This window comes from Streptomyces griseomycini (genome assembly GCF_014203535.1).
Classification (GTDB): Bacteria; Actinomycetota; Actinomycetes; order Streptomycetales; family Streptomycetaceae; genus Streptomyces; species Streptomyces griseomycini.
In genome coordinates this window covers 119,137-142,281 of the sequence record NZ_JACHJI010000012.1, presented here as the reverse complement: position 1 = coordinate 142,281, position 23,145 = coordinate 119,137, and the positions used below count along the sequence as shown (strand labels likewise).

At 74.0% G+C, this 23,145-nt stretch carries 21 protein-coding genes; 16 read left to right on the top strand and 5 right to left on the bottom strand.

Translation table 11 applies throughout. The features are described from left to right. Positions 1–6: 6 nt before the first annotated feature. On the bottom strand, positions 7–489 hold the full coding sequence (locus FHS37_RS29110) for a MarR family winged helix-turn-helix transcriptional regulator (RefSeq protein WP_184826731.1): 483 nt from the start codon (positions 487–489) through the stop codon (positions 7–9). 222 nt (positions 490–711) lie between these two features. On the opposite strand from FHS37_RS29110, the gene FHS37_RS29105 reads away from it, so the two are divergent. The 6 genes from FHS37_RS29105 to pcaDC are packed head-to-tail and all read left to right on the top strand — an operon-like array spanning position 712 to position 5,965. Next, complete coding sequence (locus FHS37_RS29105) at positions 712–1,467, top strand: CoA transferase subunit A (RefSeq protein ID WP_184826617.1); 756 nt, start codon at positions 712–714, stop codon at positions 1,465–1,467. Next, positions 1,467–2,111, top strand: coding sequence for a CoA transferase subunit B (locus FHS37_RS29100; RefSeq protein ID WP_184826615.1), 645 nt, complete (start codon positions 1,467–1,469; stop codon positions 2,109–2,111). The genes FHS37_RS29105 and FHS37_RS29100 overlap by 1 nt, the downstream gene beginning before the upstream one ends. Next, on the top strand, positions 2,108–2,887 hold the full coding sequence (gene pcaH, locus FHS37_RS29095; protein WP_184826613.1) for a protocatechuate 3,4-dioxygenase subunit beta: 780 nt from the start codon (positions 2,108–2,110) through the stop codon (positions 2,885–2,887). The genes FHS37_RS29100 and pcaH overlap by 4 nt, the downstream gene beginning before the upstream one ends. A gap of 5 nt (positions 2,888–2,892) precedes the next feature. Beyond that, positions 2,893–3,498, top strand: a complete 606-nt coding sequence (gene pcaG / locus FHS37_RS29090; protein WP_184826611.1) for a protocatechuate 3,4-dioxygenase subunit alpha — start codon at positions 2,893–2,895, stop codon at positions 3,496–3,498. Beyond that, a complete protein-coding gene (gene pcaB / locus FHS37_RS29085) occupies positions 3,495–4,829 on the top strand; it encodes a 3-carboxy-cis,cis-muconate cycloisomerase (protein ID WP_184826609.1) in 1,335 nt (444 codons plus the stop codon). The genes pcaG and pcaB overlap by 4 nt, the downstream gene beginning before the upstream one ends. After that, positions 4,826–5,965, top strand: coding sequence for a bifunctional 3-oxoadipate enol-lactonase/4-carboxymuconolactone decarboxylase PcaDC (gene pcaDC, locus FHS37_RS29080; protein ID WP_184826607.1), 1,140 nt, complete (start codon positions 4,826–4,828; stop codon positions 5,963–5,965). The genes pcaB and pcaDC overlap by 4 nt, the downstream gene beginning before the upstream one ends. Before the next feature lie 69 nt (positions 5,966–6,034). Here the strand turns inward: pcaDC and FHS37_RS29075 are convergent, their stop codons facing one another. Then, positions 6,035–8,722: an ATP-binding protein gene (locus tag FHS37_RS29075; RefSeq protein WP_184826605.1), complete on the bottom strand. Its 2,688-nt coding sequence runs from the start codon at positions 8,720–8,722 to the stop codon at positions 6,035–6,037. Positions 8,723–9,231: 509 nt separating this feature from the next. On the opposite strand from FHS37_RS29075, the gene FHS37_RS29070 reads away from it, so the two are divergent. Next, positions 9,232–10,215 (top strand): DUF2510 domain-containing protein, encoded by a 984-nt coding sequence (locus tag FHS37_RS29070; protein WP_184826603.1) that lies wholly within the window; start codon positions 9,232–9,234, stop codon positions 10,213–10,215. Between the two features lie 141 nt (positions 10,216–10,356). Here FHS37_RS29070 and FHS37_RS29065 read toward each other — a convergent pair whose 3' ends face one another. Continuing rightward, positions 10,357–10,971 (bottom strand): TetR/AcrR family transcriptional regulator, encoded by a 615-nt coding sequence (locus FHS37_RS29065; RefSeq protein WP_184826601.1) that lies wholly within the window; start codon positions 10,969–10,971, stop codon positions 10,357–10,359. 243 nt (positions 10,972–11,214) lie between these two features. On the opposite strand from FHS37_RS29065, the gene FHS37_RS29060 reads away from it, so the two are divergent. After that, a complete protein-coding gene (locus FHS37_RS29060) occupies positions 11,215–12,024 on the top strand; it encodes a phosphatase PAP2 family protein (protein WP_184826599.1) in 810 nt (269 codons plus the stop codon). Next, positions 12,021–13,211, top strand: coding sequence for a DMT family protein (locus FHS37_RS29055; protein ID WP_229890163.1), 1,191 nt, complete (start codon positions 12,021–12,023; stop codon positions 13,209–13,211). The genes FHS37_RS29060 and FHS37_RS29055 overlap by 4 nt, the downstream gene beginning before the upstream one ends. A gap of 126 nt (positions 13,212–13,337) precedes the next feature. Here the strand turns inward: FHS37_RS29055 and FHS37_RS29050 are convergent, their stop codons facing one another. Beyond that, positions 13,338–15,392: a phosphocholine-specific phospholipase C gene (locus tag FHS37_RS29050; protein WP_184826597.1), complete on the bottom strand. Its 2,055-nt coding sequence runs from the start codon at positions 15,390–15,392 to the stop codon at positions 13,338–13,340. 1,149 nt (positions 15,393–16,541) lie between these two features. Between FHS37_RS29050 and FHS37_RS29045 the strand changes: the two genes are divergently transcribed. From FHS37_RS29045 to FHS37_RS29035, 3 genes are read left to right on the top strand one after another with little or no spacing between them, the layout of a single operon-like run. Next, positions 16,542–17,612 (top strand): Rieske 2Fe-2S domain-containing protein, encoded by a 1,071-nt coding sequence (locus FHS37_RS29045; RefSeq protein WP_184826595.1) that lies wholly within the window; start codon positions 16,542–16,544, stop codon positions 17,610–17,612. Continuing rightward, a complete protein-coding gene (locus tag FHS37_RS29040; RefSeq protein ID WP_184826593.1) occupies positions 17,609–17,779 on the top strand; it encodes a hypothetical protein in 171 nt (56 codons plus the stop codon). The genes FHS37_RS29045 and FHS37_RS29040 overlap by 4 nt, the downstream gene beginning before the upstream one ends. Next, positions 17,776–18,711 carry a PDR/VanB family oxidoreductase gene (locus FHS37_RS29035; protein ID WP_184826591.1) on the top strand — a complete coding sequence of 312 codons (936 nt, stop codon included), beginning with the start codon at positions 17,776–17,778 and terminating at the stop codon, positions 18,709–18,711. Before FHS37_RS29040 ends, FHS37_RS29035 begins: the two co-directional genes overlap by 4 nt. Here FHS37_RS29035 and FHS37_RS29030 read toward each other — a convergent pair. Beyond that, entirely contained in the window at positions 18,662–19,477 is an 816-nt protein-coding gene (locus tag FHS37_RS29030; protein ID WP_184826589.1) for an IclR family transcriptional regulator domain-containing protein, read from the bottom strand. The two genes, FHS37_RS29035 and FHS37_RS29030, sit on opposite strands and share 50 nt — an antisense overlap. Before the next feature lie 236 nt (positions 19,478–19,713). On the opposite strand from FHS37_RS29030, the gene FHS37_RS29025 reads away from it, so the two are divergent. From FHS37_RS29025 to FHS37_RS29010, 4 genes are read left to right on the top strand one after another with little or no spacing between them, the layout of a single operon-like run. Then, a complete protein-coding gene (locus FHS37_RS29025; protein WP_184826587.1) occupies positions 19,714–20,688 on the top strand; it encodes an ABC transporter substrate-binding protein in 975 nt (324 codons plus the stop codon). Next, on the top strand, positions 20,685–21,458 hold the full coding sequence (locus FHS37_RS29020; protein WP_184826585.1) for an ABC transporter permease: 774 nt from the start codon (positions 20,685–20,687) through the stop codon (positions 21,456–21,458). The genes FHS37_RS29025 and FHS37_RS29020 overlap by 4 nt, the downstream gene beginning before the upstream one ends. Continuing rightward, positions 21,455–22,267, top strand: coding sequence for an ABC transporter permease (locus FHS37_RS29015; RefSeq protein WP_229890162.1), 813 nt, complete (start codon positions 21,455–21,457; stop codon positions 22,265–22,267). The genes FHS37_RS29020 and FHS37_RS29015 overlap by 4 nt, the downstream gene beginning before the upstream one ends. Positions 22,268–22,295: 28 nt before the next feature. After that, entirely contained in the window at positions 22,296–23,105 is an 810-nt protein-coding gene (locus tag FHS37_RS29010; RefSeq protein WP_184826583.1) for an ABC transporter ATP-binding protein, read from the top strand. Positions 23,106–23,145 lie beyond the last annotated feature (40 nt).

Sequence of the window (23,145 nt, the reverse complement as noted above, 5' to 3'; positions counted from 1 at the left end):
CCCCGGTCAGCGCGGTCGGCGCGGTCGGCGCGGGCCGGTCGGGGACCCGGCGGGGTGGCGCAGTCCCTCGGCCGCGTCCGCGACCCGCCGGATCAGGTCGAGGAACACCGTCTGCTCGTCGGCGTCGAGCGGCGCCAGGAAGACCTGGTTCATCCGCGCGGTGCGCACCGCCAGCTTGCGGTGGGTGCGCAGGCCGTCGCCGGTGAGGCGCAGCAGGAAGCGCCGGCCGTCCTGCGGGTCGCGGACCTTGTCGAGCAGTCCGCGCCGGATGAGCCGGCTGATCACCTCGGCGATGGTGGACCGGTCCAGCCCCACCCGCTCCCCCACGGTCCGCTGGTCCAGGCCCGGTTCGGCGACGAGCACGTTGAGGACGGCGAACTGCGGCGAGGTGATCTCCTCGGAGACCATCGTGTTCCACAGCAGGTGGTGCGCCTGCTGGAGCCGCCGGGCAAGGTGCCCGGGATGGGTGCTGAGGTCCACCGCGGCCATGTGCGCCCCCGTGGTCGATTTCATGGTCGATTTCGTCGGTGTACTGAACGATACCCGCACACGGGGCGGCGGTCCGCCACCCTCACACCTTCCTTTCCGTCGGATCCTCCGATGTATTGACGCTTCCGGCATCACGATGGCAGCGTGAGGACGACCTCGCTGAAATACTCAGTGCCCTGACTAAATGCGGTCGGGTCCTCTGGAAGGGATGGGGTTCCTCGGATGGACAAGGTGGTCGCCACGGCCGCGGAGGCGGTGGCCGACGTACCGGACGGTGCGTCGCTGGCGGTGGGCGGTTTCGGGCTGAGCGGTGTGCCGAGCGTGCTGATCCGGGCGCTGCACGAGCGCGGGACCGGCGGCCTGTCGATCGTCTCCAACAACTGCGGGGCGATGGAGTCCGGCCTGGCGGTGCTGCTGGCGGCGGGGCGGATCGCGCGGGTGACCGGTTCCTACATCGGCGCGAACAAGGAGTTCGCCCGGCAGTACCTGGCCGGGGAGCTGGAGGTGGAGCTGATCCCGCAGGGCACGCTGGCGGAGCGGCTGCGCGCGGGCGGGGCCGGCATCCCGGCCTTCTACACCCCGGCCGGGGTGGGCACGCAGGTCGCCGAGGGCGGGCTGCCCTGGCGCTACGACGGCTCCGGCGGCGTCGCCCTGGCCTCGCCGCCGAAGGAGGTCCGCGAGTTCGACGGCACGGAGTACGTGCTGGAGCGCGGTATCCGCACCGACTTCGCCCTGGTGCGGGCGGCGAGGGGCGACCGGCACGGGAACCTGGTGTTCAACAAGTCCGCCCGCAACTTCAACCCGCTGGCGGCGATGGCGGGCCGGGTGACGGTGGCCGAGGTGGAGGAACTGGTCGAGCCCGGCGAGATCGACCCCGACGCGGTGCACCTGCCGGGGATCTTCGTGCAGCGGGTGGTCGCGCTCACGCCCGAACAGGCGGCCGACAAGCGGATCGAGCGGCGGACGGTGAGCGGCTGATGGCCTGGACACGGGAGCAGATGGCCGCCCGTGCGGCCCGCGAGCTGGGGGACGGCCAGTACGTCAACCTCGGCATCGGCCTGCCCACCCTCATCCCCAACCACCTCCCGCCCGGTGTCGAGGTGGTGCTGGAGTCCGAGAACGGCATCCTGGGCACCGGTCCCTACCCCGCCGAGGACGCCGTCGACCCGGACCTGATCAACGCCGGCAAGGAGACCGTGACCGTCCTGCCGGGCGCCTCCTTCTTCGACTCGGCGCTGTCCTTCTCGATGATCCGGGGCGGGCACGTCGACGTCGCCGTCCTCGGCGCGATGCAGGTGTCCGCGCGCGGGGACCTGGCCAACTGGGCCGTCCCGGGCAAGCTCGTCACCGGGATCGGCGGGGCCATGGACCTCGTGCACGGCGCCCGCACGGTCATCGTCGTGATGACCCACACCGCCAAGGACGGCTCCCCGAAGATCCTCACCGAGTGCGCACTGCCGCTGACCGGCAGGGCGTGCGTCGACCGGATCATCACCGACCTCGGCGTCCTCGACGTCACCGGCGACGGGCTCGTCCTCGTCGAGACCGCTCCCGGCGTGACCGCCGAGGAGATCATCACCAAGACCGGAGCCGAACTCACCCTCGGGGAGGGCCTGTCGTGACCGACGCTCTGACGCAAGCCGACATCGACCGGGAGGTCGCGGCCGAGCACGCCGCGTACCAGAAGCGGGTCGCCGACGGCGCCCCCGTCGAGCACCACCCGCGCCGCGACTACGCGCCGTACCGCTCCTCGGTGCTGCGCCACCCCAAGCAGCCGCTGGTCGCCATCGACGTGTCCAGGGACCCGGAGCTGGTGGAGCTGTCCTCCCCCGCGTTCGGGGAGCGGGACATCACCGGGGTCGACAACGACCTCACCCGGCAGCACACCGGGGAGCCGGTCGGGGAGCGCATCACCGTCTCCGGCCGGCTGCTGGACCGCGACGGCCGTCCGGTGCGCGGCCAGCTGGTGGAGATCTGGCAGGCCAACTCGGCCGGCCGCTACGCCCACCAGCGCGAGCAGCACGACGCCCCGCTGGACCCCAACTTCACCGGCGTGGGCCGCGCCCTCACCGACGCCGAGGGCCGCTACCGCTTCACCACCGTCCAGCCGGGCCCGTACCCGTGGCGCCAGCACCTCAACGCCTGGCGGCCGGCGCACATCCACTTCTCCGTCTTCGGCACGGCGTTCACCCAGCGGCTGGTGACGCAGATGTACTTCCCCGGCGATCCGCTCCTCCCCTACGACCCGATCATCCAGTCGGTGACGGACGACGCCGCCCGGCAGCGGCTGGTCGCGACGTACGACCACAGCCTGTCCGTGCCGGAGTTCTCCATGGGCTACCACTGGGACATCGTGCTCGACGGCCCGCGGGCCACCTGGACGGAAGAAGGACGCTGACCGGCATGACGAAGATCGACACCAACCGTCCGGAGACCGTGCTGCCCACCCCGTCGCACACGGTCGGCCCCTTCTACGGCCACGCCCTGCCCTTCCCCGGTGGCGAGGACATCGCCCCCCTGGGACACCCGGACACCGTCACCGTGCACGGGTACGTGCACGACGGCAACGGCGACCCGCTGCCGGACGCCCTGCTGGAGCTGTGGGGACCGGACCCGGACGGCAACCTGCCCCGGGTCGACGGCTCGATGCGCCGCGACCCGGCGAACGGCGGCTTCCTGGGCCGCAACGGCGTGGAGTTCACCGGCTTCGGGCGGATCCAGACCGACGCGAGCGGCCACTGGTACGCGCGCACGCTGCGTCCCGGAGCGCGCGGCCACAGCGCGCCGTACCTCAGCGTGTGCGTCTTCGCGCGCGGTCTGCTGGTGCACCTGTTCACCCGGATCTACCTGCCGGGCGACGGGGCGGCGCTGGCGGCGGACCCGCTGCTGTCCCGGCTCGACGCCGACCGCCGCGACACGCTGATCGCCGCGGAGGAGGGCCGCGGCACGTACCGTTTCGACATCCGCCTTCAGGGTGAGGGCGAGACGGTCTTCCTGGAGTTCCGGTGAAAAATCCCTCCTGTGCCGACACCGGTCCGCTCGCCCCCGGGTGGGCGGGGGCCGCCGCCGCGGCCGCCACCGGCGACCACGCGTACCTGCGGGCGCTGCTCGACGCGGAGGCCGCCCTGACCCGGGCGCAGGCCGCGCTGGGGCTCGCCCCTGCGCAGGCCGCGGCGGCGGTGGACGAGGCGGCCGCCCCGGCCGGCTTCGACCTCCGCTCCCTGGCGGAGCGCACCCGTGAGGGCGGGAATCCGGTCATCCCCCTGGTCGAGGACCTGACGGAGGCGGTCGGCGCGGAGTACGGCCCCTACGTCCACCGGGGCGCGACCAGCCAGGACATCATGGACACCGCGACGATGCTGGTCGCCGCCCGCACCCTGGACATCGTCCTCGCCGACCTCGGCCGCACCGAGCGGGCGTTGGCCCGCCTGGCCGCCGAGCACCGCGACACCCCGATGCCGGGCCGCACCCTCACCCAGCACGCCGTACCGACGACGTTCGGGCTGAAGGCGGCCGGGTGGCGGTCGCTGGTGCTCGACGCGCGGGACCGGGTGACGGCCGTACGGGACGGTCTTCCCGCCCAGCTCGGCGGTGCGGCCGGGACGCTGGCGGCGTTCACGGCGTACGGGGCCGAGGACGCGACCGGACTCCCGGCGGCCTACGCCCGTGAGCTCGGGCTGCGGGAACCGCTGTTGCCCTGGCACACCCTGCGCACGCCGATCGCCGACCTCGCCGGGTGCCTGGCCTTCACCGTCGGCGCGCTGGGCAAGCTCGCGGCGGACGTCCTCACCCTCTCCCGCACCGAGATCGCGGAGGTCGCGGAGGGCAGCGGGGGCGGCTCGTCCGCCATGCCGCACAAGGCCAACCCGGTGCGCTCGACGCTGATCGCGGCCGCCGCCCGGCGGGCGCCGCAGCTCGCGGCCACCCTGTACGGATCCCTGGCGGCCGAGGACGAGCGGCCGGCGGGGGCCTGGCACGCCGAGTGGGAACCGCTCAGGGACCTGCTCCGGCTGACCGGCGGCGCCGCCCGGGACGCCGCCGAACTGACCGAGGGGCTGCGGGTGCACCCCGACACCATGCGCGAACACCTCGGCCTCACCCACGGACTGATCGTCTCCGAGCGGCTGTCCGCCGAGCTGGCGCCCCTGCTGGGCCGGACCCGGGCGAAGGAACTGCTCACCGAGCTGGCCCGGCGGACGTACGCCGAGGGACAGCCGCTCGCCGGACTCCTGGCCGGTGAGCCCGCGTTGAGGGACGTCGCGCTCGACGAGCTCACCGACCCCGCCCGTTACACCGGCTCCGCCGGTGTCCTCACCGACCGTGCCCTGGAGCGACGTTGACCGGCATTCTCCTCAACCACCGCGCCGAAGGCCCCGTTTCCGCTCCCCCACTGCTCCTGGGTCCCTCGCTCGGCACGTCGTACGCCCTGTGGGACAAGGTGGCGCCCGAGCTGTCGGCCGCGCACCGGGTGGTCCGCTGGGACCTGCCGGGGCACGGCGGTTCGGCGCCCGGGCTGATCGGTCCCGGTGCGACCGTGGGCGATCTGGCGGAGCTGGTGCTGGCGCTCGCCGACGCGCTCGGCATCGAGCGGTTCGGGTACGCCGGGGTCTCGCTCGGCGGTGCGGTGGGACTGCACCTGGCCGTGCACCACCCGGAGCGGGTGTCGTCACTGGCCGTGATCTGCTCCTCGGCGCACTTCAACGGCGCGCGGCCGTGGGAGGAGCGGGCGGCGCTGGTGCGGCGCGAGGGGCTGGCCGGGCTGGCGAAGGGCGCCGACGCCCGGTGGTTCACCCCCGGGTTCACCGTGCCGCGGCTGGTGCGGGACCACCGGGACGCCGATCCGGAGGCGTACGCCGCGTGCTGCGACGCGCTGGCCGCGTTCGACCTGCGGGAACGGCTCGCGGAGATCGAAGCGCCGACCCTGCTGGTCGCCGGCCGGGAGGACCCGGCGACCCCGCCCGGGCATCTGCGGCAGATCGCGGACGCGGTGCCCGGTGCCGCGCTCGTGGAGATCCCGGGGGCCTCGCACCTGGCGCCGGCGCAGTGTCCGGAGGCGGTGCTGACGGCGCTGCGGGCGCACTTCGACGGGGACGCCCGGCGCGGCACGGAGGTGCGGCGCGCGGTGCTGGGCGACGCGCACGTGGACCGGGCACAGGCCCGGCAGACCCCTTTCACAGCGCGCTTCCAGGACTTCATCTCGCGCTACGCCTGGGGCGAGATCTGGACCGACCCGACGCTCAGCCGCCGCGAGCGCAGCATGATCACCCTCACCGCGCTGGTCGCGCACGGCCACCACGACGAGTTGGCCATGCACGTCCGCGCGGCGCGCCGCAACGGGCTCACGCCCGAGGAGATCGGGGCGGTGCTGCTCCAGACGGCGGTGTACTGCGGGGTGCCGGCGGCCAACTCGGCGTTCGCGACGGCCCAGCGGGTGCTGGAGGAGGAAGGCGTGCCGGGTCGTCCCGACCCGGGGTGAGCCCCGCGGGCGGGCCCGAGGAGGAGACGGCTCCGCGGTGTCCGGTGGTGACGGGCGGCGCCCGGGGTCCTACCGGGACGGCACGGGTCCCGCGCCCGTCCCCAGTTCCGCCCGTGCCCGCTCCACCAGGCCGTCCGCGCCGCAGGAACGCGCCAGCGCGAGGCCCCGCTCGAGGTCGTCCCGGGAGCGGGCGAGGATGCCGTACTCGACGCGGGCCGCGGCGTGTTCGTACTGGCAGGGCGACGACTCCAGGTACCCGACGGCCTGGGCGGCGAGGCGGACCGCGCGCTGGCCGGTCTCCAGGGCGGCGGCGACGCGCAGGGCCTCTCCTATGGCGGTGTCCGTGCCGAAGCGCTCGGCCTGTCGGCGGACGTCGACGGCGAGCCGGGCGGCACGGGCGGGGTCCTCGGCGGCGAGGGCGCGGGCGAGGTCGGAGGCCCAGAAGACGTGCACCGGGTTGTGGTGGCCGCGGGCGGCCGCCGCCTTCTCCGCCGCCTCCAGCTCGTTGACGCCCTCCTCGGTGCGGCCGACGGCGAGCAGCAGCCGGCCGCGCACGGAGCGCGGGTCGGGCAGCACGATGGTGGACGGGTAGGGCGGCGCGAAGCCGTGCCGTTCGGCCACCGCCCAGGCCTCGTCGACGTGGCCGCGGGCGAGGAGCGTGTCGACGAGGTTGCAGGTCGCCGTCCAGTACAGGGGCAGTCCGCGGCCGACGCGTTCGGCGAGGTCCAGGGACTCGCGCAGTGACGCCTCCGCCGCCGTCAGCCGGCCCCGCCTGCGGTGCGCGAGTCCCACGTAGGCGTGCGCCAGGACCAGGTGTCCGCCGCTCCAGCCCGCCGTCTCGTAGGCGCGCAGGGCCTCGTTGTAGAGGCTCTCGGCGCGGTCGAGCCGGTCGGTGTAGGCGTAGGCACTGGCCAGCATCAGCTCGACGCCCCACTCGGCGTCGGTCCAGCCGAGTCCGGGGGCGAGGCGGCCGTTGACGAGGGCGCGGTCGCAGAGTTCGGCGACCTCCTCGGCGTTCTCGCCGCGCATCATGGCGTCGAAGCCGCGCAGGATGAGGAGCGCGCGTTCGGAGTTGTCCCGGCCGGTGCAGGTGGCGGCGAGTTCGGCCAGCCGCTCGGAGCGGTCGGGGGAGGTGGCCTCGCCGGCGTGGATTCCCTCCCACATGAACTGCACGGCCCGCAGCCGCAGGTGGGCGGGACCGGTTCCGAGCCGGGCGGCCTCCGTCTCGACGGTGCGGACGGCCTCCTCCATCTGGTCGTTGTGGAGGAGCGCCTGGGACAGCCGGACCACGGCGTCCACCCGCTCCTCGCCGTCGAGGCCGGGCATGCCGAGCGCGGCCCGCAGGTGGCCGATGGTCCGGGCGGGTGCGGTGAGGAAGGTGGCGCGGCCCAGTTCGTGGAGCACGTGCGCGTGGACCTCCGGGCGCGGCGGTTCCTCCAGGGCGCGTTCGAGGCAGCGGCGGGCGGCGTCCGGGGCGCCGACGGCGAGGTGTTCGCGGGCGGCGTCGCGCAGTTGCCCGACGAGTTCCTCGTCGTCGTCCGGGTGGACCTCGAGGAGGTGGCGGGCGGCCGCCGCGGCGCCGCGCCCGGAGTCGGTGACGATCCGGGCGGCGATGCCGTGCATGGCGCGGCGCAGGGCGTCGGGGATGGAGTTGTAGACGGCGGTGGCGATCAGCGGGTGGACGAACTCGAGGTCGGCGGGCCCGGTGCGGCCCGTGGACGGGTCGGGGGCGGTGAGTATGCGGGCGGCGCGCAGGAGTTCGGCGCAGCGGACGGCGTCGTCGTGGTCGAGGGTGGCGAGCCGGGCCACCAGGTCGACGGTGATGTCGGAGCCGAGGATGGCGGCGGCCCAGGCGAACCGGGTGGCGTCTATGCCGAGTTGTTCCAGGCGGGCGACGAGGCCGCCGCCGCGGGCGGAGCGGTTCAGGGCGCGCAGTTCACCGGCGTGGGCCTCGACCGGTTCGAGTTCGCTGTCCTGGACCTTGGCGAGGAGTTCGACGGTCTCGTAGGGGTTGCCGCCGGTGACGGCCCACACCTCGCGGCAGAACGCGGCGTCGGCGTTCTCGCCCAGCGTGGCGCGGGTGAGTCCGGCCGTGGCGGCCGGGGTGAGGGCGGCCAGGGTGGTGCAGGGGCGGTCGGCCGCGGCGGTGACGGCGTCCAGGTGGCGGGCGCTCGTTCCGGAGATCTCACCGGGCCGACGGGCGACCACGACGAGGACGGACAGGTCCGCCAGGCGTTCGACGAACCCGGCGAGCCAGTGCAGGGTCTCCTGGTCGGCCCAGTGGGCGTCGTCGATCAGCAGCACCAGCGGCCAGTCCCGGCGGGCCAGCCGGCGCACGGCGGCGATCAGTCCCTCGCACACGCCCTGCGGGTCGGCGTGCCGGGCGCCGGGCTCCGTTATGCCGAGGGCGGGGCCGGCGATGTCGTACCAGTCGCCGAGGTACTCGCGCGCCTCTTCCGGGAGCATCGACACGAGGGCGGGCTGGAGGAGTTGGCGTACGACGTTGAAGGGGACGGAACGCAGGGTCTCGCCGCCGCGGGCGGACCACACGGTGCAGCCGCGCCGTTCGGCGATGCGCCGGGTCTCGGCCAGCAGCGCGGTCTTGCCGAGGCCCGCCTCGCCGCGGAGCACCAGCAGGCTGCCGGGCGAGGAGCGGTCCGCGCACAGGGTGTCGATCGCCTGTGCGATGGCGGCGACTTCCTCGTCGCGCTCCCACAGGGAAGCCGAGGCGGCGGCTGTGGGCCGTACCTCCGTCATCCCGCTACCTCCCCAGTCGCCCGAACGACGTACAGACATCGAGCGTAGTCCTCCGGCCGCCCCGACGGTGGCCGGTCGGGGCAGCTGCTGCCGTGACGGGTGACACCGGGTGCGGGGAGTCGACGCGTGTCGCCCCTCACCAGGGGTCCGAGGGTCAACACCCGTCAAGGAGAAGGGAGATGGAGGGGGCCGCAGGGCGGATCGGGAGGTACGGCCGGAGCGAACGGCCGAGCGGCCCGGACCGAGCGCGCCGTGCGGGACCGCCGGACGCGCCGCGCGGACCTGCCGGGGCTCCGGGTGGACCGGGCATCCGGATGGACCGGACGGGGGCGCCGGGCGGAGGCGCCGCACGGGCCCGTCGGGGGTGCCGGCCGAGTGGGACCGGGTGTGCGGCGCGGGCCCGTCGGGTGCACGCGCGGGGCTGCCGGAGGAGTGCGGGGCTCGGGGCCGCCCGGCGCGTGACGGACCTCTCTCATCCGGCTTTCACCGACGCCTCATACGGTGGGGGCATGACGCAGGTGACTCCTCCCGGGTGGTACCCCGACCCCGGGCAGCAGAATGACGGACCGCCCACCGAGCGCTGGTGGGACGGCAGGGCCTGGACCGACCAGGTCCGTCCGGCGGGGTCGGCCGCCGGCTGGGGTCCCCCCGCGGGCGGCGCGGCAGGGCCGGCGTACCCGGCCCACCCGGCGTACCCGGGGCATCCGGGGTATCCGGGGTATCCGGCGTATCCGGGGCATCCCGCGCAGGCGCCGTCCGGCCGGGGGCGCGGGGTGCGGATCGGGATAGCCGTCGCCGCGGCCGTCGCCGTGCTGGCGAGCATCGGGGTCGGCGTGTACGCGCTGGCCGACGGCGACGGCGGGGGCGGCGGCACCGCGACCGCGCAGGAACCGGGCGGTCGGGACGGCGGCCCGGGCGGCGGTGGTGAGAGCCCGGGGCCGGACACGTCCGGGCCGCCGCGGGTCGAGAGCGGGTCGGTGACCGACGCGCTGAGCGGGATCAGCCTGCCCGTCCCGGACGGCTGGTACGGCCAGGAGCTCCCGGTGGGCGCCCAGGTGACGTCGGAGGACTCGTACGAGTGCCCCGGCAACACCTCCAAGACCTGCACCAAGGGCGGGGCGTACTCGGCGCCGGCCCGAGCGCTCGGCACGCGCGGCTCCACCGCCGAGGAGGTCGCCAAGGCGGACATCTCCTCGAACGCCGAGGAGTCCTACGGCGGCGACTCCTACGGAAGGATCACCTCGCACGAGGTGCTCGCGTCCGAGGCGGTGACCGTGGCCGGGCAGAAGGGCTACCTGGTGCGCTGGAAGGCGGTCACCAGCAAGGGCGCCGACGGGTACGTCCAGTCGCTGGCCTTCCCCTCCCCCGCGCAGCCGCAGCAGATCGTCGTGGTCCGCTTCGGCGTGGACACCGATCAGAGCCAGTCCGTCCTCGACGAGATCACCGAGGGCATCGAGGTGTCGTCGGGCGGCGGCAGCGGGCAGGACGTCTGACCCGGAACCCGCGGCGGCCGGGTGGGGCGCCCCTCCGCTCGAGGGGGACCCCACCCGGCCGGGGGGTGTGCGCCGCCCCCGTCCCCACGGTGCGGCGCGGTCGGGCACCGTCCGGTCATCCCGTGGACGGCGGCCCGGGTCTCATCTCAGGCCGAGGGCCGGCAGCACGGCGGCCTCCACGAACCGGAGCAGGTAGTCCGGGTCGGCGGTGTCCCCCTCCAGGATGGGCCGGACCCGCAGTACGCCGAAGATCTGGGCCGGGACGTACTCCAGCGCCGGATTCCCGGCCGCGACCTCCCCGCGCTCGACGCCGCGCCGGATGATCTCCTGCAGCGCGGCGACCTCCGGCTCGACCAGCGCCTCGCGCAGCGCCTGCGCCAGTTCCCGGTCCTGGAGGACCGCGTGCCCGAGCGCCTGCAGCAGCGTGGTGTCCTCCGCCGACCACTGGCCCGCGCACCGCGCGGCCTCGCGCAGGTCCCCGGCGAGCGTGCCGGTGTCGATGCCGGCGAACCTGGCCCGCCGGTTGGCGCGGAGGGCGGCGGCGACGAACTGCGGTTTGGTCCGCCACTGCCGGTAGAGCGTGGACTTGCTGCACCGCGTGCTGGCGGCGATCCCGTCCATGGTGACGGCGTCGTAGCCGCACTCGCGGATCTGGTGCAGTACGGCGTCGAAGAACTCCTGTTCACGCTCGGGCGTGAGCTTGGAGCGGCGCGAGGTGCCGACCTGTTCGGATCGGTCCGCGGCCTGCGGCGTCATCGGCTCGGCTCCCTTGCCCTTCGTCTCTCCTGAGCGGCGGGTGCGCCCTCCCCCGGGGTGCGCACTCCAGTGTGGCCCATGTCAATCGATACGCCAGTGTACCGATACGCACGCGTATCGGTACACTGGCGTATCGGTACGGGCTCGTATCGATGGAAGTCGGTACCCGCGCGCACCGGTGAGCTGGGCCCGGTCCACGAGTCGGCAGCTCCGTCAGGACCACCGTCAGCGAAAGGACCGGGGATGAGCCGGGGGACGAACGCCCGCGACGAGCCCGACCCCGCGGGGCCGGGCGGGCCGGCGCGCCCGCCGCTCGTCCGTGAGCTCCTGCTCGTCGCGGGACTCTTCCTCGTCTACAAGGCCGGCCGGCAGCTGGCGGCCGGCCACACCGGCGAGGCCCGCCGCAACGGGCACGACGTGTGGCGCCTGGAGCGCCTGCTGCACCTGCCCGGCGAGGGCGCGGTGCAGTCCCTGCTGCTGCGCGGGGACGGCCTCGTGCAGCTCGCGAACACCTACTACGCGGTCGTCCACTTCCCGGCCACCGCGGCCTTCCTGGTCTGGCTCTACCTGCGCCGCCCGGCGCACTACCCGTGGGCCCGCCGGGCGCTGGCCGCGGTCACCGCCGCCGCACTGGTGCTGCATCTGGTGTTCCCGCTCACCCCGCCGCGGATGCTCGCCGCCACGGGCCTGGTGGACACCGCGCGGGTGTACGGGCCGTCGGTCTACGGTCCGCCGCAGACCGACCAGTTGTCGAACCAGTTCGCGGCGATGCCCTCGCTGCACTTCGGCTGGGCGCTGATGGTGGCGATCGGCCTGATCGTCGCCACCCGTTCACGATGGCGGCGGCTGTGGTCGCTGCATCCGCTGCTCACGCTGCTGGTGATCGTGGGCACGGCGAACCACTTCTGGCTGGACGCGCTCGTGGCGGCGGCACTGCTGGGTCTCGCGCTCGCGGTACTGCGCCGACCGCGCCGCACGGCGACGGGGGCGGGACGGGTCCGGGCCCGGCACGTACCGGCGGAGGGCCGGACGCTCGTGGGGGCGGACCGATGAGCGCCGTCCTCGTGGCCGTCCTGCTGTCCCTCGTCTCCGCCGTCGCCTACGCCGCCGCCGCGGTGGCCCAGGAACGGCTCGCCTCCCGCACCTCCGGCACCGGCACGCTGCGGCTGCTGGGCAGCGGCGCCTGGTGGTGGTCGGTCACGCTGAACGCCTCGGCCGCCCTGCTGCACGTGGTGGCGCTCAGGTACGGCCCGCTCACCGTGGTCCAGCCGCTCGGTGCGCTCACCCTGGTCGCGGCGGTGCCCATGGGGGCACGGATCGCGGGGCGGCCGGTGAGCGCGGTGGAGTGGCGGGGCACGGCGTTCACCCTCGCCGGCCTGGCGGCGGTGCTGGCCACCGCGTCCGGCCCGGCGCCCGACGACGTGCTGGGCGTTCCCGAGGCGCTGCTCGTCGCGGGCGGTACGGCGGCCCTGATCGGCATGCTGTCGTGGCCGGGTTCCCGGCCCGGTCTGCGGCACGCGACCGCGTCGGGCATCGCCTCCGGGGTGGCCTCGGCGCTCACCCAGACCGTGACGGTCGCGGCGACGGACCGGTCCGGTCCGCTGCTCAGCGTCCAGGTGGCCGGGGTGGCGCTGCTCGTGGCCGCCTTCGCGGCCGGTGGGCTGCTGCTGTCGCAGACCGCCTACCGGAGCGGGCTGGGCGCCCCGCTCGCGGTGGTGACGCTGGCGAACCCGGTGGCGGCCGGGGTGATCGGGCTCTGCCTGCTCGGCGAACGGCTCCAGGGCGGACCGGTGGGCGTGCTGTCGGCACTGGCCGGGGCGGGCCTCGCCTCCCGGGGCGTGACGCTCCTGACCCGCGCGGCCCCCCGACACGCCGAAGCACCCGTGCCCCGGGTGCCCCCGGCGCACTCGGCCGCCCGGACGAACCCGTCCCCGGCGGACCTGGCCACCCCGACGCCCCCGGCCGACCCGACGGTTCCCGCGAAACCGGTGCCCTGGACAGAGCCGACCGCCCCGGGGATCCCGGTGGCCCGGATGAGTCCGGTGGTCCCGGTGGACCCGGACCATCCGACGGTCCCGGCCGGCCCCATGGACCCCGTGGGCCCGATGAACCCGATGGGCCCGATCGAGCGTCCGGGCCCCGTGGGCGACCACCCGGCCGCCGCCGTCCTGGCCCGGGAGCCGCAACCGGTGGCACCGGAACGTCGGTCGCGGTCCCCGCAGCCCGCCACGGCACCCTGACCGGGGCGGGCTCGGGAACCGCAGTCCGGGGCCGGGACGCCTCCCGGCGCAGTCACCTGCCCGGACCGGCAGGGCCGGGACGGCCGGCCGCGTCCTGACGCGCCCCGGGGGCCGGGCCCGCGCCGGTCAGTCGGTCCTGATCGCCGGGTCGCTGACGCCCGGGCGGCCGTTCTCGACGTGGCCCACGAAACGGCGCAGGAAGGCCGGGTCGGTCGGGGAGGTGACCGTCAGGTCGTACCAGCGGCGGCTCGTGCGCAGGTCGACGGTGCGGTGCACGGTGGCGCCGGGGCGGACGGTGACGGTCGTGGGGCGGCCGGCGTAGCCGTCGGCCAGCCGCAGGCGGACCGCACCGGACCCCTCGTTGACGAACGTCAGCCGGATGTCGTCGCCGGTGTGGCGGGCGGTGACCTCGCAGCCGGCGGACGTGTCCCGCCCCCGGAAGACGCGGAGGAATCCGTTCGGGCCGTGCACGGTCAGGTCGTACGAACCGCCGGAGTACCCCGGGTCCCAGGTGTCCGAGATCTCCTTGCCGGCCTCGGTCGTATAGGTCCAGGGGCCGTCGGTGCGGTTGCCGGACGTGACCAGGAAGGCGGCGCCCGCCTCGGCGCCGGAGGCGAAGGTCAGGGTGAACCTCCCGGTCGCCGGGTCGGCGGAACCGTCCACCGCCGGGGCGTACTTCAGCGGGCGGGCCGGGCGCAGTCCCCGTTCCTGCCGGGGCAGACTGGGGTCGGCCGGGGGCGTGGGCCGGTAGTCGGGGTGCCGTCCGCGGTCCGGCGGCTCGTAGGCGTCGGTGTCCGGCAGGCGGGCCGGCCGGCTGTCCTTGCGGGAGAAGTCGAAGGCGCTGGTCAGGTCGCCGCAGATCGCGCGCCGCCAGGGCGAGATGTTGGGCTCGCGCACACCGAAGCGGCGTTCCACGAACCGGATGACCGAGGTGTGGTCGAACGTCTCCGAGCAGACGAACCCGCCCTTGCTCCAGGGCGAGACGACCAGCATCGGCACGCGCGGGCCGAGCCCGTAGAAGCCCTCGCGGTGGGTCCCGCTGCCCGCGAAGACGTCCGGCGACACGTCGACGGTGGACCTGCCCTGCGCGGCGGACTTCGGCGGCAGCGGCGGCACCACGTGGTCGAAGAAGCCGTCGTTCTCGTCGTACGTGATGAACAGGGCGGTCCTCCCCCAGACCGCCGGGTTGGACGTGAGCGCGTCCAGGACCTGGGAGATGTACCAGGCGCCGTAGTTGGACGGCCAGTTGGAGTGCTCGGAGAAGGCCTCGGGGGCGGCGATCCAGGAGACCTGCGGCAGCCGGCCGGCCTTCACGTCGGCGCGCAGCCGGTCGAAGTAGCCGTCGCCGTTCTTCACGTCGGTGCCGGTGCGGGCCTTGTCGTACAGCGGGTCGCCCGGCCGGGCGTTGCGGTACTTGTCGAAGTACAGCAGGGAGTTGTCGCCGTAGTTGCCGCGGTAGGCGTCGTCGATCCAGCCCCAGTGACCGGCCGCGTCCAGGCCGTCGCCGATGTCCTGGTAGACCTTCCAGGAGATCCCGGCCTCCTCCAGCCGCTCGGGGTACGTCGTCCAGCCGTAGCCGAGTTCGTCGTTGCCGAGGACCGGACCGCCGCCCGTGCCGTCGTTGCCCGTGTGACCCGACCACAGGTAGTAGCGGTTGGGGTCGGTGGAACCGATGAAGGAGCAGTGGTAGGCGTCGCAGACGGTGAAGGCGTCGGCGAGCGCGTAGTGGAAGGGGATGTCCTCGCGGCTCAGGTACGCCATGGTCGTGGTGCCCTTGGCGGGCAGCCAGCGGTCGTACTTGCCGTCGTGGTAGGCCTCCTGGCCGTCGGACCAGCCGTGCGGCAGTCCCTCCAGGAACTGCATGCCGAGGTCGTCGGCCTCCGGACGGAAGGGCAGGACCTCCGTGCCGTCGTCCTTGGCCTGGTGCCACACCGACCTGCCGCTGTCCAGGGTCACCGGGTGCGGGTCGCCGAAGCCGCGGACGCCGCGCAGCATGCCGAAGTAGTGGTCGAAGGAGCGGTTCTCCTGCATCAGGACGACGATGTGCTCGACGTCCTCGATCGACCCCGAGCGGTGGTCGGCCGGAAGCGCGGCGGCCCGCTCGATGCTCGCGGACAGCGCGCTGAACGCCGTGGTGGCGCCCGCGAGTCGGAGGAACCGGCGCCGGTTGACTTCGGGCATGGGATGAGGAGCCTCTCGGAGGGTGCCGGACGATGACGAGGTGCGCGCGAGAGGAGTGTTCCAGGAACGGCGAACGTCGGAGAAGGGTGCGGTGGCTCCGGCGTGAAGACCGCCGGTACGTGAGGTGTGCCGCGCCGCGTGCTCCACGTGGTCCCGGTCTTCCCCCGGACCCGGCAGGCCGCTTACGCTCGGACCGCTTCGGTGCGAAGTGATCTGCCGGCTCCCGGCACAGTGAGGCGGCTTCCGTGCCCGGATGGATGGACCTGGTGTACACCACGGCCGGTGGTGTCGTCGGCGCCGCGGTGACCACCTACCTCTCCATGAACCAGGAACGCCGGCAGCTGCGGGCGTCGGTCATGCAACAGCTCCTCCGCGTCGCGGCGGTGCGCGAGGGGGTGTGCGACATCGTGCCGGGCCGGAGGGGGAGCCCGTCGCGGCACCCGGCCGGGGCGCGGCTGCTCGCCACGGCGCGTTGCGGCGTCACGGCGGTCCTGGAGGACGGCCGTGACGCCGAGCACGCCCAGCGGGAAGCGGTCTCGGACCTCGTGGTGGCCGCGCTCTCGGCCGGCGTGCCCCGCAGGGTCCTGGACTTCGCCGGAGGCAGCGAGGAACGCGCCCTGCAGTGCGAGGTCATCCAAGTGATCGACCTCCGTCTGGGCGGTGTCCTGGGTGATTCGCTCGAAGAACTCATGACGCGGTGTGAGGAGTACCGGCAGGCGACGGTCCAGCACCTGCTCCTGGCACTGTGGCACCCGTGGCAGGCCCGGTTGCGGACGGGCGTGCGCCTCCGCGCGTTGCGTCGGGACGTCGCCGCGCTCCATCGCGCACAGGAAGCGGCGTTGTCCGTCCTGGCCCGGCCGGAGCACGTCGGTGCCCTCGCCGAGCGGATCGGTCGCCTTCCGGACCGGGGCCCGCGACGCGTCGACGGCCCGGGACCCCCGGCATGGTCAGCTCCGCGCGGCGTCGATCGGATCCGTCGCGCGACGTCGTTCAGGGGCACCCGCCGGCGGTCCCCGGCGCCCGGCCTCCGGGCCGGTCACCGCGCCCGGGCGTTCCCCGTGCCCCCTTCCGCGGGGCGGAAAGGGCATTGCCATCCCGCGACGCCCTCCCGGACGATGCCACCACCCACGACGGACGGGAGCCGCAACGATGCCGCACATGACCGCCTTCGCCAGGAACCAGTGGTACGTCGCCGCCTACAGCCACGAGGTCGGGCGCGAGTTGCTGGGACGGACCGTCCTCGGTGAACCGCTCGTCCTCTACCGCACCGAGGAGGACGGGGCCCCCGTCGTCCTGCACGACCGGTGCGTGCACCGCCGCTACCCGCTGTCCGAGGCCCCGACCCGGCTCGACGGGGACCGGATCGTGTGCGGGTACCACGGGTTCACGTACGACACGACCGGTGCGTGCGTGTACGTGCCGGGGCAGAAGCGCGTGCCGCGCACCGCGCGCGTCGCCTCCTACCCCGTCGTCGAGCGGGACTCCCTGGTCTGGGTGTGGATCGGTGACCCGGAGCTCGCCGACGCGGGGACGATTCCGCGGGCCCGGCACCTGGACTCCCCCGGCTGGGTGACCGTACGGGGCATGGAGCCCGTCGACTGCGACTACGGGCTGCTCGTCGACAACCTCCTCGACCTGTCCCACGAGACCTATCTGCACGGCGGCTACATCGGCACCCCAGAGGTCGCCGAGACGCCGATCACCACCGAGGTCGACGAGGGCGCCGGCATCGTCCGGGTGAGCCGGCGCATGGACGACGCCGAGTGCCCGCCGTTCTACGCCCGGTCGACCGGCGTCCGGGGCCGGATCACCCGCTGGCAGGACATCGAGTACCACGCGCCGTGCCTGTACCTGCTGCACAGCAGGATCGCACCGGTCGGGGTGGAGCCCGGACCGGACGGCAGCGACCCGAACGGCTTCCACACCGAGATCACCTACGCCATCACCCCGTCCGCCGGCGGCAGGGTGTACGACTTCTGGGCGGTCTCCCGCGACTGGGCGACGGACGACGCGGAGGTCAGCGCGTTCCTGCGGGACAGCAACCACACGGTGGTGATGCAGGACGTCACCGCGCTCAACCTGCTCCAGCGGAGCCTCGGCACCGAGCGCGCCGGCTACCGGGAGCTGAGCATCAACATCGACACCGGCGGCCTGGCCGCGCGCCGTATCCTCGCCCGGCTGGTGGAGGAGGGCGACAAGCCCGTGGAGGGGGTCCGGTGAGCGAGCGCACCGGCGAGGTCTACCGCGTCGACTGGCTGCCGGGCACCGACCTGCTGCACGGCACCTGTCACTGCGGCCGCGAGCACACCGCACAGGATCCGGTCGAGATGTGGGAGTGGATGCTCGCCCATCCGCGGGGGCACGAGCCGCGGGGGGCCGGTGCATGACCCCGTACGACACCGAACTCGTCGTCGAGCGGCGGGAACCGGCGGCCGAGGGGGTCCTCGCCCTCACCCTGCGGCACCCGCTCGGCGCGGAGCTTCCCGCCTGGGAGCCGGGCGCCCACGTCGACCTCGTGCTCGCGCCCGGACTGGAGCGGCAGTACTCGCTGTGCGGGGATCCCGCCGACCGGGGGAGCTGGCGGATCGCCGTCCTGCGCGAACCGGACGGGCGGGGAGGCTCCGCGCACGTGCACCGGCGCCTGCGGCCGGGCGACGGGGTACGGGCGCGGGGACCGCGCAACCACTTCCCGCTGGAGCCCGCCGGCCGTTACCGCTTCGTCGCGGGCGGCATCGGCATCACCCCGATCCTGCCGATGCTGGCCGCCGCCGAGGCGGCGGGTGCCGACTGGTCGCTGCTCTACGGCGGACGCACCCTCCGGTCCATGGCGTTCACCGGGGAACTGGCCCGCTACGGGAGCCGGGTGACGATCGCACCCGAGGACGAGACCGGACTGCTCGACCTGCCCTCCGTGCTGGACGGCCTGCCGGACGGCACGCTCGTCTACTGCTGCGGGCCCGGACCGCTGCTCGACGCGGTGGAGGAGCGGTGTCCCGCCGGAGCACTGCGGACGGAACGGTTCCGGCCGAAGGAGCGACCCGCGGGCGCGGCGGCGGAGTTCGAGGTCGTCCTGGCCCGCAGCGGGCGGACGCTCGCCGTCGCGCCGGACGTGACGGTGCTCGACGCCGTGCGCGCCGCCGGTGTCGAGGTGCTCCACTCCTGCACCGAGGGCACCTGCGGCACCTGCGAGACGGAGGTGCTCGAGGGCGTCCCCGACCACCGGGACTCGGTGCTCACCGAGGCGGAGCGGGCCGCCGGGGAGACCATGCTCATCTGTGTGTCCCGGTGTCGTGGGAGGCGGCTCGTGCTGGACCTGTGACGTTCAGGTCCGCCTCGATCCGCGCCACGGTCGCCAGCAGGTGCGGCAGCAGGTCGCGGCGGACGGAGTCCAGGGAGGTGCGGCCGGCGTGCACGGCGAGGTTCACGCCGGCCACCACCGTGCCGTCCCGGTCCCGCACCGGGGCGGCGACCGACCGCAGGCCCTCCTCCAGCTCCTGGTCGACCAGCGCGTACCCCTGCCGGCGGACCCGGAGCAGTTCGGTGCGCAGGGCACGGGCCGAGACGACGGTGTGCGAGGTGTGCGGGCGCAGGTCGGTGCGGGACAGCCGGGCGTCGATCTCCTCGTCCGGCAGGCTCGCGAGGACCACCCGCCCGACGGAGGTGAGGTGGGCCGGGAAGCGGGTGCCCACCGTGATGGCCTCGGACATGATGCGGCGGGTCGGGACGCGCGCCACGTACACGATGTCGTCGCCGTCCAGGACGCACAGCGACGACGACTCCCGCACCCGGTCGACGAGTTGTTCCAGGTGGGGTCCGGCGATCTCCGGCAGGGTGAAACCCGCGAGATAGGAGTAGCCGAGTTCCAGCACGCGCGGGGTGAGCCGGAAGAGCCGGCCGTCGGTGTGGACGTAGCCGAGGTCGGCGAGCGTGAGCAGGAAGCGGCGGGCCGCCGCGCGGGTCATCCCGCAGACGCGGGCGACCTCGCTCAGCGTGCGCGCGGGGTGGTCGGCGTCGAAGGCGCGGAGGACGGCGAGGCCGCGCTCGAAGGACCGGACGAAGTGCGGTCCGCGGACGTCAGCGGTCATCGGGCCTCCGGGAAGCCGTACGAGCGTACGCGCTGCGCACGCTAGGGGTGCGCCTCGCGCCTGTCAACGACGCGTCCTCCGATGACGCGCCTGCCCTGTGGCGGGGGCCGACGATTGGACCGCGTACGGGGATTGACCCTGTCTCGGGACGGGCTCTACGTTCCCGCAGAGCACGTCCGTTCCGTCTGCGCACAGCCTGTCCGAGCACCTGGTCCCGTCCCAGGGGAGTCACAGCCATGCGTCGTCGTCTGCTCATCGGCCTCACCGCCGTGTCCGTCCTGGCCGCCACGACGGCGTGCGGCTCGTCCGACGGCGGTGGCGCCGCGGACGGGAACGCCTCGTCCGGCGGCACCACCACGGTGAAGGTGGGCCTCATCCCCATCGTCGACGTGGCACCCCTGTACCTGGGCCAGGAGAAGGGCTTCTTCGGCGAGCGCGGCCTGAAGCTGTCCTTCTCCAGCGCGCAGGGCGGCGCGGCGATCGTGCCCGGCGTGACCAGCGGTCAGTTCCAGTTCGGCTTCAGCAACATGACCTCCCTCATGATCGCCCGGTCCAACGACGTGCCGGTGAAGGCGGTGGCCAACGGCATCGCCTCGACCGGTGTGGTGGGCAAGGACTTCGAGGCGCTCACCGTCAAGGGCGACAGCCCGATCACGTCGGCGAAGGAGCTGGAGGGCAGGAAGGTCGCCATCAACACCCTGAAGAACATCAACGAGACCGCGGTGCGCGCCTCGGTGCGCAAGGCGGGCGGCGACCCCGACGAGGTGGAGTTCGTCGAGATGGCCTTCGACCAGATGCCCGCCGCGCTCGACGGCGGACGGATCGACGCCGCCATGGTGGTCGAACCGGCACTGGCGACGATCAAGAACCAGGGCGGCCGGGAGATCTCCTCCCCCATGGTCGACATCGCCCCGGAGCTCACCGTCGCCATGTACTTCACCTCCACGAAGTACGCGCGGGAGAACCCGGAGATCGTCGAGAAGTTCCAGGAGGCCACCGCCGAGTCCCTGGCCTACGCCGACTCCCACCCCGACGAGGTCCGCGAGATCGTCACCACGTACACCAAGATCCCGGCGGACGTGCTGGCGAAGGTGACCCTGCCGAAGTGGCCGGCCGAGCCCAACCGCGCCGCCCTCGAGGAACTGGCGCGGCTCGGGGTGGAGGGCGGCCTGTTCGAACAGGCGCCGGATCTGGACGAGCTGCTCCCGTGAGGGGCGTGAACGCCGCGCTCGGCGCGGCCGGGCTCGCGGCCTTCCTCGCCCTGGGCGAGGCGGTGCCGCGGCTCGGTCTGGTGGAGGAGGACCACTTCCCGCCGACCAGCCGCATCGCCGACGCGCTCGGCACGGAGCTCGCGGACGGCGCCTTCTGGGCCGCGCTCGGCGACACCCTCACCGGCTGGGCGCTGGGCCTGGCCATCGCGGTCGGCGCCGGGATCGTCGTCGGGGTGGTCATCTCCGTGGTGCCGTACCTGCGCGAGGCGACGGCGTCCACGATCGAGTTCCTGCGCCCGATCCCGTCGGTGGCGCTGATCCCGCTGGCGGTGCTGCTGTACGGCACCGGACTGCGGTCGGTGCTGCTGCTGGTCGTCTACGCCTCCTTCTGGCAAGTGCTGATCCAGGTGCTGTACGGCGTCCAGGACGTCGACCCGGTCGCCGAGGAGACGGCGCGCTCGTACGGCCTGGGCCCCTGGGCGCGGATCCGGCACGTGCTGTGGCCCACCGCGCTGCCCTACGTCATGACCGGGGTGCGGCTGGCGGCGGCCGTCGCGCTGATCCTCGCCGTCACCGCCGAACTCGTCATCGGCGTCCCGGGGCTGGGCGCGCGCATCGCCGTCGCACAGACCTCGCAGGCCGTGCCGGAGATGTACGCGCTGATCGTGGTCGCCGGTCTGCTCGGGCTGCTGATCAACGTCGGGGCCCGGTCGGTGGAGCGGCGGGCGCTGGCCTGGCACCAGTCGGTGCGCGGGGAGGTGGCCGCGTGACGGGTGCTCCCCCCGGCCGGCCGAAGTCGAGCGCGTGGCGGCACGTGGTGCTCCGGCTGGTGTTCGTGCTCGCGCTGCCCGTGGTCCTGGTGACCGTCTGGTGGGTGGCCTCCGACGGCAGCGAGGACGTGTACTGGCCGCCGCTGCGGACGATCGTGTCCGCCTTCCCGGACGTGTGGACCGGCGAGCGGTGGCGCGGTGACGTCCTGCCCAGCGTGCTGAGGCTCGCGGCGGGCTACGGCCTCGCGGCCGTCGCCGGGGTCGCGCTCGGCCTGCTCGTCGGCTCCCACCGGCGGGTGCGCGCGGTGTGCGAACCGGTGCTGGAGTTCCTGCGGGCGGTGCCGCCGCCGGTGCTGGTGCCGGTCATCATGCTGTTCGCGGGCATCGGCGACACGATGAAGATCGTGGTGATCGCGAGCGGCTGTGTGTGGCCGGTGCTGCTGAACACGGTGGAGGGCGTCCGCGCCCTCGATCCGGTGGCGGCCGAGACGGCCCGCTCGTACGGCGTCACCGGCGTCGCACGGCTGAAGGACGTGGTGCTCCCCTCGGCGGGTCCGCAGATCTTCGCGGGACTGCGCCAGGCCCTGTCGATCGGCATCATCCTGATGGTGATCAGCGAGATGTTCGCCGCCAGCAACGGGCTCGGCTTCACGATCGTGCAGTTCCAGCGCGGTTTCGCGATCCCCGGCATGTGGACCGGCATCCTGCTGCTCGGTCTGCTCGGCTTCGCCCTGTCGGTGCTCTTCCGGCTGGTCGAACGGCGGGTGCTCGGCTGGTACCACGGTCTGCGCGCCGCCACCCGGCGGTGACGGAGTGGAGCTCGGGAAAGGGCGGTCCATGCTCGACGTACGCGGCCTGCGGAAGGTCTACGAGGGATCCGGGCGCCGGACGGAGGCGGTGCGCGACCTCACCTTCACCGTCGGGGCGGGGGAACTGGTCTGCCTCGTCGGCCCGTCGGGCTGCGGCAAGACGACGCTGCTGAAGTGCGTGGGCGGACTGCTCGCTCCGACGGCGGGCGAGGTGACGCTCGCGGGACGCAAGGTCGACGGGCCGCCGCCCGGGACGGCGTTCGTCTTCCAGGAGTACGGGCGCAGCCTGTTCCCGTGGATGCGGGTCGGCGCGAACGTCGAACTCCCGTTGAAGCAGAAGGGGCTGGGCACGTCCCGGCGTCGGGAGCTGGTGGCGGACGCGCTGGAGTCGGTGGGGCTCGCGGACGCCGCGGGCGCGTATCCCTGGCAGCTGTCCGGCGGGATGCAGCAGCGGGTGGCGATCGCCCGGGCGCTGGCGTACGAGCCCGACGTGCTGCTGATGGACGAGCCGTTCGCGGCCGTGGACGCGCAGACCCGGGCCGATCTGGAGGACCTGGTGCGCGGGTTGTGGCGGGAGCGCGGCATCACGGTCCTGTTCGTCACCCACGACATCGACGAGGCGGTCTACCTCGGTGAGCGGGTGATCGTGCTGTCCTCCTCCCCCACCGTCGTGCAGGAGCAGCTGGAGGTCGACCTGCCGCTGGAGCGCGACCAGCTGAGCACGCGGGTGGCCCCGCGCTTCGCCGAACTGCGGACCCATGTGTACGAGCGGATCCAGGCGGCGAAGCGCGGGGCGGCGACTCGGCCGGCCGGGACGGACGCGCCTCCGCCCCGCTGAACCGGGCCGCCGGTGGACCCGGTCGGGGTCGGGCCGGTTC